The sequence below is a fragment of the Neisseria brasiliensis genome, assembly GCF_009671065.1.
Lineage (GTDB): Bacteria > Pseudomonadota > Gammaproteobacteria > Burkholderiales > Neisseriaceae > Neisseria > Neisseria brasiliensis.
The window spans coordinates 2,528,958-2,545,057 of the sequence record NZ_CP046027.1 but is presented as its reverse complement, the minus strand read 5'-3'; the positions used below and the strand labels follow the sequence as shown (position 1 = coordinate 2,545,057).

10 protein-coding genes are annotated in these 16,100 nt (G+C 52.7%); all 10 read left to right on the top strand.

Annotation, left to right across the window (positions count from 1 at the left end):
- Positions 1–35: 35 nt before the first annotated feature.
- Entirely contained in the window at positions 36–800 is a 765-nt protein-coding gene (locus tag GJV52_RS12700) for a hypothetical protein (RefSeq protein WP_100562679.1), read from the top strand.
- A gap of 149 nt (positions 801–949) precedes the next feature.
- Positions 950–1,705, top strand: a complete 756-nt coding sequence (locus tag GJV52_RS12695; protein WP_154212916.1) for a DUF1281 family ferredoxin-like fold protein — start codon at positions 950–952, stop codon at positions 1,703–1,705.
- An 88-nt stretch (positions 1,706–1,793) separates the two neighbouring features.
- A complete protein-coding gene (locus GJV52_RS12690) occupies positions 1,794–2,561 on the top strand; it encodes a DUF1281 family ferredoxin-like fold protein (protein ID WP_100562682.1) in 768 nt (255 codons plus the stop codon).
- An 81-nt stretch (positions 2,562–2,642) separates the two neighbouring features.
- Positions 2,643–3,089: a hypothetical protein gene (locus GJV52_RS12685; RefSeq protein WP_100562684.1), complete on the top strand. Its 447-nt coding sequence runs from the start codon at positions 2,643–2,645 to the stop codon at positions 3,087–3,089.
- Positions 3,090–3,369: 280 nt separating this feature from the next.
- Positions 3,370–5,145 (top strand): ShlB/FhaC/HecB family hemolysin secretion/activation protein, encoded by a 1,776-nt coding sequence (locus GJV52_RS12680; RefSeq protein WP_100562687.1) that lies wholly within the window; start codon positions 3,370–3,372, stop codon positions 5,143–5,145.
- Between the two features lie 70 nt (positions 5,146–5,215).
- Positions 5,216–12,973, top strand: coding sequence for a two-partner secretion domain-containing protein (locus GJV52_RS12675; RefSeq protein ID WP_154212915.1), 7,758 nt, complete (start codon positions 5,216–5,218; stop codon positions 12,971–12,973).
- Positions 12,973–13,419 carry a hypothetical protein gene (locus GJV52_RS12670; protein ID WP_100564616.1) on the top strand — a complete coding sequence of 149 codons (447 nt, stop codon included), beginning with the start codon at positions 12,973–12,975 and terminating at the stop codon, positions 13,417–13,419. The genes GJV52_RS12675 and GJV52_RS12670 overlap by 1 nt, the downstream gene beginning before the upstream one ends.
- 82 nt (positions 13,420–13,501) lie before the next feature.
- The gene (locus tag GJV52_RS12665; RefSeq protein ID WP_100564618.1) at positions 13,502–13,669 is read left to right on the top strand and encodes a ribonuclease domain-containing protein; all 168 of its coding nucleotides are present in this window, start codon (positions 13,502–13,504) and stop codon (positions 13,667–13,669) included.
- Positions 13,670–13,726: 57 nt separating this feature from the next.
- Entirely contained in the window at positions 13,727–15,328 is a 1,602-nt protein-coding gene (locus GJV52_RS12660) for a hemagglutinin repeat-containing protein (protein WP_154212914.1), read from the top strand.
- 51 nt (positions 15,329–15,379) lie between these two features.
- Positions 15,380–15,823 carry a hypothetical protein gene (locus GJV52_RS12655; RefSeq protein ID WP_100564626.1) on the top strand — a complete coding sequence of 148 codons (444 nt, stop codon included), beginning with the start codon at positions 15,380–15,382 and terminating at the stop codon, positions 15,821–15,823.
- Positions 15,824–16,100: the final 277 nt, after the last annotated feature.

Below are 16,100 nucleotides of genomic sequence, written 5' to 3'. Positions count from 1 at the left end.
TCGCGGTATTCCGATTTTCAAAAAGGAGTTTCACCGTGAACACCGTTTCCAATACCTATATCGTTTGGTTCCACCGCGAATTCGAGGCGGCCGCAAGTGCGTCCGAAGCCTTAAACGGCCAAGTGCTGCGGATGACGGATGCGGAATATCCGGAACCGGCAGACGTGGTCGGCGAAAGACTGCGTGAGCTGGGCTATTCCGGCGATCTGGTTGATGCCGTCCTACCGGTGGCCGAGTATATCCGCAACGAAAACGTGCATGAATCCATGCCGAGCCGCAGTGACAACTGTTACAGCGCGGCGGTGGTAATCCCGACGCTTCCCAACCGGGAAAACTGGCTGGCTGCCTACCGTCAACCAGCGTTCCTCAGTACCTTGTCCGATGATGTTGCACGAGAAGTATTCGGCAGCATGATGGCCGGCCGGGCTGTGGATTACGCCCTGCTGATGCAGGCGGTGTCTGATTGCACCAACGGCCAGCCGCAGGATTTCCTGCTGGTTCCCGTCGCTGCGAATTTCGGTGGTTATGACGACATTGCCTATCTGCTGAAGGATGTCGAATACGGCCCGCAGAACATCGAAAGCGTTCTGGCTGACAAGCTGGACGAGGTCGATGCCGAATGGCTGTACCGGCGCAACAGCAAAACCATCTCTTGGTGGATGTTTAATCAAGCTCTTACTCTGGAAGATTTCGGCCATGAACCCGGCAGGATTTTGGAAGTGCCGGCCAAAGTACGCTGGGAAGTGGTTTACCGCTGGGCCTGCTATACCGTCAAAGCCTATCTCGACAGCCTGAAGTAAGGGCTGTTTCAAAAAGCACTTGTTACCTGAAATGTGCGCCGGTTTTGCCGACGGTAACTTTATCCAACCGGGCGCAAGCCTGTTTTTAACCCGACGGGGTCGCGATGCCCCGTCAGGGGTGTCCGGCTCCTTTTTTATGGAGCAATATCATGCCTAACCATGTTACCAACATCATGACCGTAAACGGTCCGGCCGAAGCAGTAGCCGAATTGAAAGCCGCGTGGTTCCGAGCCGGCATTCCCGACCAAAAAAGCAGCCCTGAGCTGCCGGATATGGTGGTCGATTTCAACACCCTCCTGCCCCAGCCGGAAGGTATGGACATCGAGCACGGTTCGATGTCATCCAGTGCCGAAGACTGGCTGACGATGAAAGACGACTGGCTTTTGTCTGATGAAGCATTCAGCAAGATCTGGCTCGCATCGAGACTGAAACAGCACTTTGAAACGCTTGTGGATTGGCAGACCGATACGGTCGGCCGTCTGAAAGAGCGGGTACTGTCCACCCCTGGTTCACTCGAGAAAATCGGCCTCAACCGGCCTTATCTGGAGCAGATTCAGCGCAACATTGCCGTGCATGCCTGGCCGACCTGGTATGAATGGTGCAACCGCCACTGGGGAACCAAGTGGAATGCCTACCATCAGTACCTCAACGAATGGTCGGATACTTCGTTTTCCGTTGCTTTCGATACAGCGTGGTCGCCGCCGGAACCGCTGTTTGAAACTCTGGCCGATGCTTTTTCGAATGTTGAAATGGTGGTGCGCTACATCGACGAAGGCGGCGGCTTTGCAGGCACCTTCGTCGCTTCAGACGGCCTGCTGGAGGACTTCCCTTGTGAAGATGGCGATTTTAAAGCTTTCGCAGCGGAGCACTTCGGTTGGACGTTTGATGACGATGATGACGAGTAACTCACCGCATTTGTTTAACCTGTAACCCTGAGGGGCGGTCTGCCCCTCAGGGGGGCATACTGCTCCTGTTTTTTTTAAGGATTCTGTTATGCCTAATTGGTGTTCCAATAGCTTTACCGTGACCGGCACACAGCCGGAAATCGACCGCCTCACCGCACTGATTGTGCGTGAGAATCACGAAAACCACCCAGACAAAGGCGACGGCCTGATTCTGGATTTCAACGGCCTTTTGCCGGTTCCTGAAACTTTGGCCAAACTCGATTACCATGCACTCAATCTGCTGATGATCATACTGGCCCGGGCAGAACCGGATACATTGTTACCCGAAGCTCTGAAGCCTGACCGCACCGGCCCGACACGTCTTTTGGCTGAAAAGTTGGCCGAAGACTTTCCCGGCTGGCAGGAAATGACGGCAGATGATTTGCTAGGCCGTCTGAATGCCGATTCTGAGTTAGCCGAACGCTACGACTATCAGCGCGACGTATTCGAATCCGCCCGAGCTTGTCAGCAGGCGTTCGGAGAGATGAGTGCTTATACGTGGCGAACCAAGCATTGGGGAGTCGGCCGCGAAGCCTTCTATTGCCGGGTATCACCGGCTCCGGGTAAGCTGACCGTATCCTTTGAATCCGCATGGTGCCCGCCGGAAGGTTTTTACCGTGCACTTGTCGAAGACTTTCCCACGCTGGACTTTGAAGCCATCTATCTCGAGGAGAGCAACGGCGTAGCCGGGCGGTATCGTAATGAAGGCGCTGTCCTGATTGACGAGCAGGTGTCGGACAGCGGCCGCAATATCCGTCAGTTTGCCATCGAAGTGTTCGGCTACGAATACGAAGATGATGAAGATGATGACGAATAAGGCTGTCTGAAAAGCAACCCACCCGACGGGTGTATCCCGTCAGGGCATACATCCGTCTCTTTGTATCTGAAGGAGCAACGTATGTATGAATCCGAACTGAAGTTTTACCTTTGCAGCAATATCTACGACCGGCGCATTATGCTTCGTCTGGATTTGCCTGAAACCCGTGACGCAGATAGCACGTTTCATTGCAGTGATGAGGATGTGCCAGTAGCTGAAGCAGATATCGAGATCGATGCCGAGCGGCTGATGCTGGCCTTGGCCGTCCGCAGCCGCTACGCCGATGTTTTAGGCAGCGTTACCATCCCGATTCTGATTCACTCTCCAAGCTATGGCGGCAAAATCCGACAAGACAAGCTGGAAATCAACAGCGCCCGCCACAGCAATAACTTTTGGACAACCGCTTGGTTTATCAACGATTGGACAGGTTCGTGGTATTCCTTTGACACCGACCGCCATTGGCCGGTGGAAAAGCAGTACCTGATGAAATACCTGGAAGACTTGTTGATTCTGTGCGGTAAACGCTAAACCCCAACGGCTGCTTCGGCAGCCGTTTTTTATGCAACAACAATATCTATTTTGACTGAAATAGTGTGGATTTCCCCTGCTATCGCGCAATTCATTCACTCGGCCCTAAATTTAAGGTGAATTTCAAATATAATATTGATTATATTATATAAAATAACAAGTCAATTACTAATTGAAGTGGCCGACTATCCAAATAATTGACCTTTGGTTGTATGAACTTTGCTTTTCTTTACCCTATTCCAATAACATGGCTCAGTCAAACACCTTACAGGTTCCAAGCATGTCCGCCTTTCACTTTTCTTCAAGCTGCCGTTCATTGATGTTGCCGTTCGCTTTGCTGGCAACTACGGCTATGCCGGCTCTGGCTGATGAACGACAAGCAGGTCTGATTCAGCAAGAACAAGCCCGGCAGGAGCAGCAACGTCTCCGCCAACTTGAGCAGCAAATGCAGTCTGCCCCGGATGTGCGCTTAGACCGAACCGCAGAAGCCGTTTCCTCATTGCTGCTTCCTCAAAACGAATTGCCCTGTTTCACCGTTCACGATATTTCTTTGGTTGGCGATTCTGCAAACAAATTCCAATTTGCACTGAATAAAGCCATCAAACAATCCGGTTTCAAGCCCGGGATGTGTTTGGGTGCACAAGGCATTAACCACATCATGACTTTGGCGCAAAATGCAATTATCGAGCGCGGTTACACCTCCACGCGTATTTTGGCGGCACCGCAGGACTTGAACAGCGGCAAGCTGGTCTTGACGGTTATGGCGGGCAAGATCGGCCGCATCCGTTTTGATGAAAGCCATGCCGCAGCAACCCATGTCGGTCGGATTACCGCATTTCAAAACGAATTTCCTTCTGCTTCAGACGGCCTGTTGAATCTGCGTGATTTGGAACAGGGTTTGGAAAACCTCAAGCGTATTCCGACGGCTGAGGCAGATATTCAAATTGTGCCGTCTGAAACGCCGAATGTCACTGATGTGGTGGTGCAGTGGCGGCAACGTACCCTACCTTATCGTTTTACTTTGGGTTTTGATAATTCAGGCAGCAAAGCCACCGGTCGTTATCAAGGCAATGCGACTTTCTCTGCCGATAATCCGTTTGGTCTGAGTGATTTGTTTTATGCCTCGTATAGCCATGATTTGGGTACGCGGTCGGCAGAAACGGATTCAGACGGTCATACGGTTAAAGGTGGAACCAATGGGTATGCCTTCCATTATTCAGTACCGTTCGGCAAATGGTTATGGTCTTGGAACCACAGCTACTACCGTTATCATCAGGCGGTGGCTGGTGATTCGGAGATATATGACTACAACGGTAAAAGCTGGAACAGCGATGTTGGCGTGAGCCGCCTGCTTTACCGTGATGCCCGCCGTAAAACCCACGCTGCATTCAAATTGTGGCAACGTGAAACGCAAAGCTTTATCAATGATGCGGAAATCGAAGTGCAACGCCGCCGCACGGCCGGTTGGTCTGCCAATTTAAACCATAAGGAATACATCGGCCAAGCCACACTGAACTTGGGCTTGGGTTACAAGCGTGGCACGGGGCGGAACAACAGCCTGTCTGCGCCCGAAGAAGCCTTTGGTGAAGGCACATCCCGCATGAAAATCCTCACTGCCGATGCCGGTGTCAATCTGCCGTTTCAGTTAGGCAAACAGAATCTTACGTTCGACAGTAATCTTCATGCGCAATGGAATAAAACGCCATTGACACCTTTGGACAAAATTTCTATCGGCAACCGTTATACCGTTCGTGGTTTTGACGGCGAAACGACCTTATCCGCCGAGCGCGGCTGGTATTGGCGCAATGATTTGTCTTGGCACTATCAACCTAATCATCAGTTTTATCTGAGGATGGATACCGGCCATGTTTCCGGCCGTTCTGCCGAATATTTACTGGGGCAAAGTTTGACCGGTGCAGCCGTAGGTGCACGCGGTCAGGTTAAGGCGGGCGGACAGTTCTTCTATGACGTTTTCGTGGGTAAACCCATTAAAAAGCCCGAACATTTCCGTACTGCCAACACGACTGTCGGCATCAATCTGAATTACAGTTTCTAATCCCATCCCTACCCTCATGCCGTCTGAAAACCGAAGGCATGGGGGTATTCTTGCTTCATAGGAATCCGCCATGAACAAAACCTGCTACAAAGTTATCTTCAATAAAAAGCGCGGCATGATGATGGCCGTTGCCGAAAACACCACCCGCGACGGTAAAAACGTGCAAGACAGCGAAGCGGCTGTTTCAGACGGCCTCTCGCAAGGTGCTGCCAAGTTTCAAATGCACACGGCGGCGTTTTCGGTGTTGCTGGCGGTCGGTTCGGCCGTGATGGTACCGGCCTATGCCGCAGGGATTTCGGCGGACAAGTCCGCGCCTTTGAGCCAACAACCCACCGTTTTACAGACGGCCAATGGGCTGCCGCAAGTCAACATCCAAACCCCGACCGCAGGCGGTGTGTCGGTCAACCAATACCGCCAATTCGACGTGGACAAACGCGGTGCCATCTTGAACAACAGCCGCAGCAATGTGCAGACGCAGCAGGCCGGTTGGATACAGGGTAATCCGTGGCTGGCGCGCGGCGAAGCCAAGGTGATTGTGAATCAGGTCAACAGCGTCAATCCGTCGCTGCTGAACGGTTATGTGGAAGTGGCGGGTCGTCGTGCCGATGTGGTATTGGCCAATCCTGCCGGTATTCAGGTAAACGGCGCAGGTTTTATCAATGCGTCGGGGGTAACGCTCACCACGGGTAAGCCGTTGTTTGACAATGGCAATCTCACCGGCTTCCAAGTGCGTGACGGCAATATCGCCGTCAACGGCGGCGGTTTGGACACTTCAAGTGCCGACTACACCCGCATTTTGGCTCGTGCCGCGCAAATCAATGCCGGTGTATGGGCAAAAGATTTAAGCGTGGTATCGGGCAGCAACGATGTGGCGGCGGACGGCAGCCACACCCAAGTTTCAGACGGCCGCCCTGCTCCTGCTGTGGCCATCGACACCGCACAACTGGGCGGCATGTATGCCAACAAAATTACGCTGGTTTCTACCGACAAAGGCTCGGCCATTCATCATGCCGGCCAAGCCTTTGCCACGGCTGGCGGCGTGACCCTGAGTGCCGACGGCAAAATCGGCAACAGCGGCAGCATTGTCGCTAGCGGTCAAACCCCAAGCGGGCAAGGTTCGGCAGTTTCAATAAACGCGGCCGACTTTATTAACAGCGGCAGCGTATCATCTCAAGGCAAAACCGCGATTCAAAGCCCGAAAGTCAGCAACAGCGGTCTGATCACCTCATCCGACGAACTGAATATCCGCACGCAAAACCTCGACAACAGCCAAACCCTGCAGGCTGCCCGTTTCGACATCGAAACCGGCCGTCTGAACAACAGCGGCAATATGGCGCAAACCGGCTTGCAAAGCCTCACTATTGAAGCCGACAAATTGAACAACAGCGGTTTAATCGGTTATGCCGAGCAAGACCATGCTTCCGGCAAGGGCAGCAAAGCCTCCCCTGCTGCACCCGCCGCGCCGACCACCGCAACCGGCGCGGGTTCTACCCAAAGTCAAAGCCAAACCGCAGCCGCGCCACTCAATCTTGCCCAAGGCCGTTTAAAAGTTTCAGACGGCCTGGACAACAGCGGCAACCTTACCGCCAACGACGGCATCGAATTAAGCACGCAAAACAGCCTGGCCAACAGCGGCAAACTGCATTTGGGCAAGCTCAATGCCCAAGGCGCATTGCTGGACAACCGCGAAGGCGAAATCATCACCCGCCAAGCCGAGATTACCGCGCAAACATTGGACAACCGCCAAGGTAAACTCACCACCACCGAAACCCTCGCCATCCGCAACCAAACCACCGATAACCGCGAAGGGAGCCTGCAATCCGGGGGCAGCTTGGCTGCGGCCGTCCAAACCTTAGACAATAGCAACGGCCAACTCACCGTTAACCAGGAAGCCGATATCAAAGCCGCTTCCCTGCTCAATCCAAACGGCCAAATCGATACAGGCCGTCTGAAAGCCGAAGCTGTCCGTCTGGACAATACCTCAGGCAAAATCCGCAGCGATGAAATGACCGAACTCAAGGTTTCAGACGGCCTCAACAACCAAAGCGGCCTGATCGGTTCCGCCAAAAACATCCGCATCCACGACGGCAATCAGCAAACCTTAACGCTGAACAACGCCTCGGGCGAAATCCTGGCTGGGCAAAACCTCGATATCCAAGCCCAAACACTCGCCAAGCAAGGCACGCTGGCCGCCAATCAAAACCTGTCGCTCAAGCTCAAAGACAGCTTTACCGCCGAACAAGACATCCGCGCCGGACAAGGTTTGCACATCAGCAGCGAAGGCGACCTCAACAACAGCTACACGCTGGAAGGCGGCCGCTTTGTACTCTTGGAAGCTGAAAACATCAACCATACCTCTACCGGTGTCATCCAATCCGGCAGTGATACCCGTCTTAAAGCCGACAATATTACCAACCGTGGTCTAATCAACAGCAACGGCTTAACGCTTTTAGAAGCGGGCGATACCGTATTGAACATCGGTACCGGCCGCGTGTATGGTGACTGGGTGGGCGTTGAAGCAGGCAAACTGGTAAATAAAGAAGAAACGGCCAATGGCGAAACCAAAGCCGCCACCATTGCCGCGCGCGAGCATTTGGCCGTGGGGGCGAAGGAGATTGTGAATCAGGAGCATGCCAAGCTGAACAGCGAAGGCAGCCTGAGCATCGGCGGCAGCTTGGATGAGCAGCATCAGGCGCAAGGCATGGCCGACCGTTTGGTGAATGCCAGTGCTACGATTGAAGCCGGTGGGAATGCACGAATCGCAGCGAAAACTCTGGAAAACCCGAACAAACACTTCGAATTGGAAGAATATCTGGCGGAAACCAGCGAGCAAATCAAAGAATACGCACCAGAGGGAGAGGCTGTCCGTTATCGTGAAGGCAGGGATGGGACGTTTGATAATTCGCGCGGTGAAAAAGACCAAAAGACCGCCGGCTTTCATTTCCCGGATGGCAGCCAAGTTGAAGCCGAACATTGGAATGTATGGGATTACCATACCAAAACATATCGTCAGCGGATTAAAACAAGCAAACCAGCGGAAATTCTGGTTGGCGGCAATCTGACTGCTGTGGGCAGCCGCTGGCTGAACTCAGACAGCCGCATATTGATTGACGGTAATTTGGATTCAGACGGCCTAGAGGAAAACATCAACAATCAAGGCACAAAAGGGCAAGGCCGAGTAGAAACCGTCGGACGGCAACACCTTTCTACATGGGAAAAGCGTTGGTATGACAAAAAACGCCGGCCACGTCGCGTAGAACGAGAGCATACCGCGTATAACCCTGTAAGCACCTTCAGTCACGATTTAGATAATCCGGCTCTTAAATATCAGGAAAATGCCTCACTGGCCAAACCTCAAAGCCTGACGGAAACCGCCACTCCAAACCCAACCACCGTTACCCACGGTGGCAGCACCCCTGCGCCCATTAAAACCCTCAACACCGATACCAAGCTGCCCACATCCAGCCTGTATGCCGTCAACCCGGCTAATCCGTCGTATCTGGTCGAAACCGATCCTGCCTTTACCAACTACAAACAATGGCTGGGCAGCGATTATATGCTCAACGCCCTCAAACTCGACCCAAGCAGCATGCACAAACGCCTGGGCGACGGCTATTACGAGCAAAAACTGGTGAACGAGCAAGTCGCCCGCTTAACCGGCTACCGCCGCCTCGACGGCTACAGCAACGACGAAGAGCAGTTCAAAGCCCTGATGGAAGCCGGCATCACCTTTGCCCGCGAGCAGCAGCTCACGCCGGGTATCCGCCTTTCCGCCGAACAAATCGCCCGTTTGACCAGCGACATCGTCTGGTTGGAAACACAAACCCTCACCTTAATCGACGGCAGCACGGTGGATGTGTTGGCACCCAAAGTCTACCTCACCGTCAAACCCGGCGACATCAACGCCCACGGCGGCTTAATCAGTGCCGACAAGCTGGCGATGGACGGCACGGGCAGCATCATCAACAGCGGTACGCTGGCCGGACGCAAAATCGTTGATTTGGCCGTTACCGACATCACCAACAGCGGTGTGGTTCAAGGCGGTAAAGTACGCTTACGCGGCCAAGACGTGAACATCGAAGGCGGCACCGTTGAAGCCGACACGCTCCTTGCCGTTGAAGCCGACCGCATTCGCGTTGCCTCCACCACCGTCACCGGTGGAGATGAGCGCAACGGTCAAACCCAAATCGACCGTGTGGCCGGTTTGTATGTCAACAACGCTTCAGACGGCCTCTTAAGCCTCAAAGCCAACGAAAGCATCAACTTTGTGGCGGCCAACCTGCGCAACGAAGCGGCCAAGGGCCAAACCCAAATCGTTTCAGACGGCCGCATCGATTTAGGCACCGCCAAGCTCGAGTCACACAGTAAACGGGGAGAATTGAGCGACCGCAACCACCGCCACGTTACCCAAACTTCTGAAGCCGGTACCACCATCAGCGCGGCGGGCGATATCCTGATTTCGGCCAAAGATGATTTAAGCATCCGCCAAGGCAGCATCGCCAGCGATGAAGGCAGCGTTTCCCTCTACGGCCGCAACGTCAGCATCACCGAAGGCCGCCAAACATTGGATTTGGACGAATCGGTTTACAGCAAATCTCGCGGTTTTGCTTCCAAAAAATCCAGCCTCGACCAATACCGCCGCCGGCATGACGAGGCCGTTGGCAGCGAAATCAGCGGCGCCCAAGTGCTGATTGCAGCCGATAACGATTTAACCGTCCGCGGCAGTAACGTGGTTTCAGACGGCCTCACGCTATTGACGGCAGGCAATGATGCCGACATCACCGCCGCACAAAGCAGCTATCACGACAGCGAATTCCACCAAACCAAAAAATCCGGCCTGATGGGCTCGGGCGGCATCGGTTTCACGATCGGCAGCAAAAAAGACGCCGCCGACAGCGGCAGCCGAACGTTGGTGAATCACGGTTCGACCGTCGGCAGTTTAACCGGCGACACCGTCATTTCCGCCGCACAAAACTACCGCCAAACCGGCTCGACCGTCTCCGCGCCCGAAGGCGACGTATTGATTCGTGCGCGCAACATCGACATCGAAGCGGCGCAGGATACTTACGCCACCGACTACCAACATACCTTCGAACAAAAAGGGCTGACCGTAGCGGTGAACGTCCCCGTCGTTCAGGCCGTACAAAGCGCGGTGGCGGCCGCCAAAACCGTCGGCCAAAGCAAAAACGACCGCGTCAACGCTATGGCCGCGGCCAATACCGCATGGCAGACACGTCAGTTGTTGGCCAAAGAAAGCCACCCGGCCAACCTGAAAGGTTTGTCGGACACCGCCGCCGCCCTATCCGACGGCGATTTGAAATCCGCCGCCGACGCCGCCAACATCAGCGTCTCCTTTACCTACGGCCAACAAAAAAACACCGACCAAAGCCATACCGAAGGCACCACCGCCCAAGGCAGCCAAGTCATCGGCGGCGGCCAAGTCAGCCTGATGGCCGACGAAGGCCGTCTGAACATCACCGGCTCCGACGTGGCCGGTAAAGAAGGTACCCTGCTGCGCGCCCAAGACATCGTGTTGCAATCGGCCGAACAACACCACAGCGAACGCAGCGACAACCGCAGCAGCGGCTGGAATGCCGGGGTAGCCGTCGCATTGCAAAGCGGCAAACCGGCTGTCGGCTTTACCGTCGGCGGCAACCGCGGCAAAGGTTACGGCAACGGTGATGACGTGACCCACCGCCACAGCCGCATCGGCGATGCCGACGGCCATACCGTGATCCAAAGCAGCGTCGACACCACCCTGAAAGGCGCACAGGTCAGCGGCAAAGGCATCGCCCTCACTGCCCGAAACCTCAATATCGAAAGCGTACAAGACAGCGCCGTTTACCGCAGCCGCCAACAAAACATCAGCGGCTCGGTCACCGTCGGTTACGGCGCATCCGCGAGTGCCGATTACAACCGAAGCAAAACCAACGCCGACCACCTCAGCGTTACCGAACAATCCGGCCTCTTCGCCGGCGACGACGGCTTCCAAGTGAATGTGAAAAACCATACCGACTTAAAAGGCGGTATGATTACTTCTTCCGAAGCCGCCGAGCAAAACGGCAAAAACCGCTTTCAGACGGCCACCCTCAACCAAAGCGACATTCACAACCACAGCCGCTATGACGCCGACGGTTTCGGCATCGGCGTATCGGCTACGCTCAGCGGTCAGACACTGGGGCAAAAAGCGCCCGAAGCCGGCAGCCATATTCAAAACGTTGCCGGTAAAAACAGCATCGGCAGCACCCTCGGCTACGGCAGCGACGGCGACAGCCAAAGCAGCTTCACCAAGAGCGGCATCGGAACGCGCAACATCGTCATCGGCAACGACACCGACGGCACACAGGCAGCATCGGTTTACACCGCCACCCGCAGCGAAACCGCCGAAGCCAACTCAGGCCGTCTGAACAATGTGTTTGATAAAGAGAAGGTTCAGAACGAGATTGATTTGCAGCGCAGTGTGAGTCAGGATTTCAGCAGAAATGTGCAGGAAGCCAGAACCGAAATCAACCGCAAAGTTGACAATCATAAAGAATTGGCCAAAGCAGCAGAAAACGAAGCCGCCCAAGCATTGCAAAACGGCGATTTGGCCACCTACCGCGAAGCCGTACAAACCGCCAACGAGCACCATCAAAAAGCCGACGATTGGCAAAAAGGCGGCGTAGCCCTAGCTGCCGTGGCCACAGGTTTGAGCGCACCGACCGACAGCGCATTGGGTATCGCCGCCGCCACCGCCAGCCCTGCCGCCGCCTACCAAATCGGCCAATACTTTAAAGGCGTAGCCGCTCAAAATTCAGACGGCCAATTAACCGCCGCACAAGAAACCGCCCGCGCAGTGGCCCACGGCGTCATCGCTGCGGCCACTTCAGCAGCCGGAGACCACAACGCCCTCACCGCCGCAATCAGCGCAGGAGGCGCAGAAGCCGCCGCGCCGTATGTAAGCCGATGGCTGTATGGCGAGAAAGACGGCAGTAAATTAACCGCCGAGCAGAAGCAGACGGTTTCGAGCATCCTGAGCTTGGGCGGAGTGGCGGTAGGTGCGGCTGCAGGCGGCTCGGGATCGGACTGGGTAGCCGGCGGGCAGGCTGCGCAGACGGCAGTGGAGAATAACACAGCAGCAGCGAGACATGTCCGAAGACAACAACGGATTGAACTGACTGCGGATGCTACAGATGAATTATTTAGTTTGTTGACAGGAAATCTCAGCGACATTAAACAATCATGGGCACAATTAAGTAGGGAATTACAATACGAGAAATTACTTGAGACACAGCAGCAATTGGAGCGATTGGGCTATCGAGTACCTTTGGTAAGAATATTGGATAGAAATGGTAATTCCGTTGTTGACTTAGAGGCGAGCAGAAAGAATATGTCCTATGCTGTATCTAGGTTGAACAATGCTTCTCAATCTGAAAAAGCGGCATTTAATGAAGCTAAAAGGTCTGGGCATATTTTGAAAAATGATAAGCCGTTGGCTGTGAGATTTGTAACTTATAGGGATCCAGCTCGTAATATAAATGATCGTGCTGTTGAATATCTTTATCAAAATACTAAAGGTGAATATGTTGTACTTCAAAGACATCATTTGGGGCATATGTATCTGGTAACGGATAGTGGAAATTTAATTGACACCAACTCATCCCAGCCTGCACATTGGAATGTTCGTCATTATTCTAAGGAAATGAAAATCAACCCTACTATTTGGGAAAGCCAAGCTGAAGCTAGTTTAGTTTCCAACTCTCTATCTCGTAGTCAATATGGTGAGCCAATAAGCTATCCTAAGAATCGTAACGTTCCAGACCATATTCCATATAAAAGGACAAAATAATGCAAACAAACATATTGAGTGAGTTTAAGTTTTTTAATGGTATTCCAATAAGGATAAATAAAAAATGGCAATTTATATTAAAAAATAGCTGGAAAAATCTTTTTGATTATCCAATTTTCGTTGAGGATGGCAATTTTTATTTAGAAGAGGGTGGTGATCTCACTATGAGCTTATCGCTCCCTTTAGTAGAGAATCAAGATGGTCCCTTTAGAGATGACTTATTTATGATTTCTCTAATAGCAATTGATATAAAATATTCAGGCGATATTCAAATATTATTAGAAAAAAAAATAAACAATTTATACTTTTCAATATGTAAAATAGAAGAAAATATATTTAAAATATCTATAGATATAGATAATAATCTTTTTTATATTTACACAAGGGAAATTTATATTGGTGCTATGTATAGAAAGATAAATGGAGAATACAGAACTATTCATTAAAGCAAGCGTAGGTTGGGTCATGACCCAACATGACTTAAAAGTATAAGGTCTTGTTGGGTTTTCAACCCAACCTACGCTTGCTATGAAAAAAGGTTGGAAACCTGGTAAAGCTCTAAATAATACTGTACCAGGTGGACAATTAGGAGGAGATATTTTCGCAAATGCAACTAATATTTTACCTTCAAAAGGTGGAAGAATATGGTATGAAGCTGATATTGGAATAACAAATACAATGTCTAGCAAGCCGTAGCCCGCATGAAACCTAAAATCCACAGGTAGGGTGTGTGCCCCGGCACGCACGCGTTCTATGGATTTGAAATTAATGCCGTCTGAAAAAATCTTGTCAATTTTTCAGACGGCATTTTATTATCTCACCTCCGCCAACCTGCGCAACGAAGCAGCCAACAACCAAAGCCATACCGAAGGCACCACCGCCCAAGCCAGCCAAGTCATCGGCGGCGGCCAAGTCAGCCTGATGGCGGACGAAGGCCGTCTGAACATCACCGGTTCCGACGTGGCCGGTAAAGAAGGTACCCTGCTGCGCGCCCAAGACATCTTGCTGCAATCGGCCGAACAACACCACAGCGAACGCAGCGACAACCGCAGCAGCGGCTGGAATGCCGGGGTTGCCGTCAGCTACGGTCAAAACGGCCTTGCCTTCGGCTTTACCGGCGGCGGCAACTACGGCAAAGGTTACGGCAACGGCGACGACGTGACCCACCGCCATACCCATATCGGCGACGCCGGTAGTCACACCGTCATCCAAAGCGGCGGCGACACCACCCTCAAAGGCGCGCAGGTCAGCGGCAAAGGCATCGCCCTTACCACCCAAAACCTCAACATCGAAAGCGTACAGGATACCGCCGTTTACCGCAGCCGCCGGCAAAATCTCAGCGGCCAGATTACCGTCGGCTACGGCGCATCAGCCGGCGGTAGCTACGGCAAAAGCAACACCAATGCCGACCATGCCAGCGTTATCGAACAATCCGGCCTCTTTGCCGGCGACGACGGCTTCCAAGTGAATGTGAAAAACCATACCGACTTAAAAGGCGGTATCATCACCTCATCCGAAGCCGCCGAACAAAACAACCGCAACCGCTTTCAGACGGACACCCTCAACCAAAGCGACATTCGCAACCACAGCCGCTATGATGCCGACGGTTTCGGCATCGGCGTATCGGGCAGCCTCAGCGGCCAAACGCTGGGGCAAAAAGCCCCTGCCGCCGACAGCCGCCTCCAAACCGTTGCCGGTAAAAACAGCATCGGCAGCACCCTCGGCTACGGCAGCGACGGCGACAGCCAAAGCAGCTTCACCAAGAGCGGCATCGGAACGCGCAACATCGTCATCGGCAACGACACCGACGGCACACAGGCAGCATCGGTTTACACCGCCACCCGCAGCGAAACCGCCGAAGCCAACTCAGGCCGTCTGAACAATGTGTTTGATAAAGAGAAGGTTCAAAACGAGATTGATTTGCAGCGGAATGTGAGTCAGGATTTCAGCCGCAATGTACAGGAGGTAAAATCCGAACTCAACCGCCATATTGCCGATTTGGATGCCCGTAAAGAAGCCGGATTCATCAGCAATGAAGAATATGAAAAGCAACTTGCCAAATACGATACGTTAAAATTGCTCACTGATACCGTCAGTATGGGGCTGGCCACTCCGAGCGACAGCTTGGGTGGTTCACTCTTGGCCGCAGCCACTCCTGCCGTCAGCCGCGAAATCGGCGATTATTTCAAAAAACTCGACCCCGAAACCGGTAAAGACCGACAAGGTACGCCCGCGCATTTGGCGGCACATATGGTTTGGAATGCCGCCGTTGCCTATGCTACAGGAAATAATACCGCTGCCGCCGCACTATCCGCAGGCAGTGCCGAAGCAGCGGCTCCGGTGATTTCCAATTGACTGTTCAACCAAAAAGACCCGGCCAAACTCAATGAAGAGCAGAAAGCGGCATTGGCCAATATTACGGGTTTGCTGGGCAGCGGCTTTGGTGCGGCTACGGGTGATTACCGCAATGCCGTTTCAGACGGCCTTATCGGGCAGGCAGTAACGGAACACAATAATACGGCACAAGTAGGCAAAGTCGTAGGTGGTGCAGGAATTGCAGCCTTAGGCTGTCTGTTTGATAAAAACTGCGGCAGTGTATTGGATAAAGTTGCCGAAACGCTGGCAGAACAGCGGAAACAGGCTCAGGCAGAACAAGAAGCGATATTTGCAGCCATTCAGAATGCGCAGAAAGGCGATAAAAAAGCCCAGCCGAAGCCGCAGCAGCAAGTAAGTCAGGCTGCGACGGGTGCACCTATGCCGCCTGATGATGAAGGTAATAATAGGAATCAAGATTCTGACCTAGAAAAAATACTGGAAAGGTCTAATAAATTATCCAATAGAAACAGCTGAACCCAATATGAAAGGAATATTCCTAATAGAACTAATGATAGAGCATGGAAACAGGCTCAAAATGATTTTGATAGTTTGCGTTTACAAAATATTAGACAAATAAATACTCAATATGGTCAAGGTAGAATAGGCACATTACCTGATGGTAGAACGGTAACTGTTCGCCCCGGGAGTTCGAACGGTAGTCCGACTTTACAAATTAACAGCAAGACATCAAATAAAGTAATTAAGATACGATATTAACCGAAAGGATTGAAATGTTGAATTCATTAAAAAA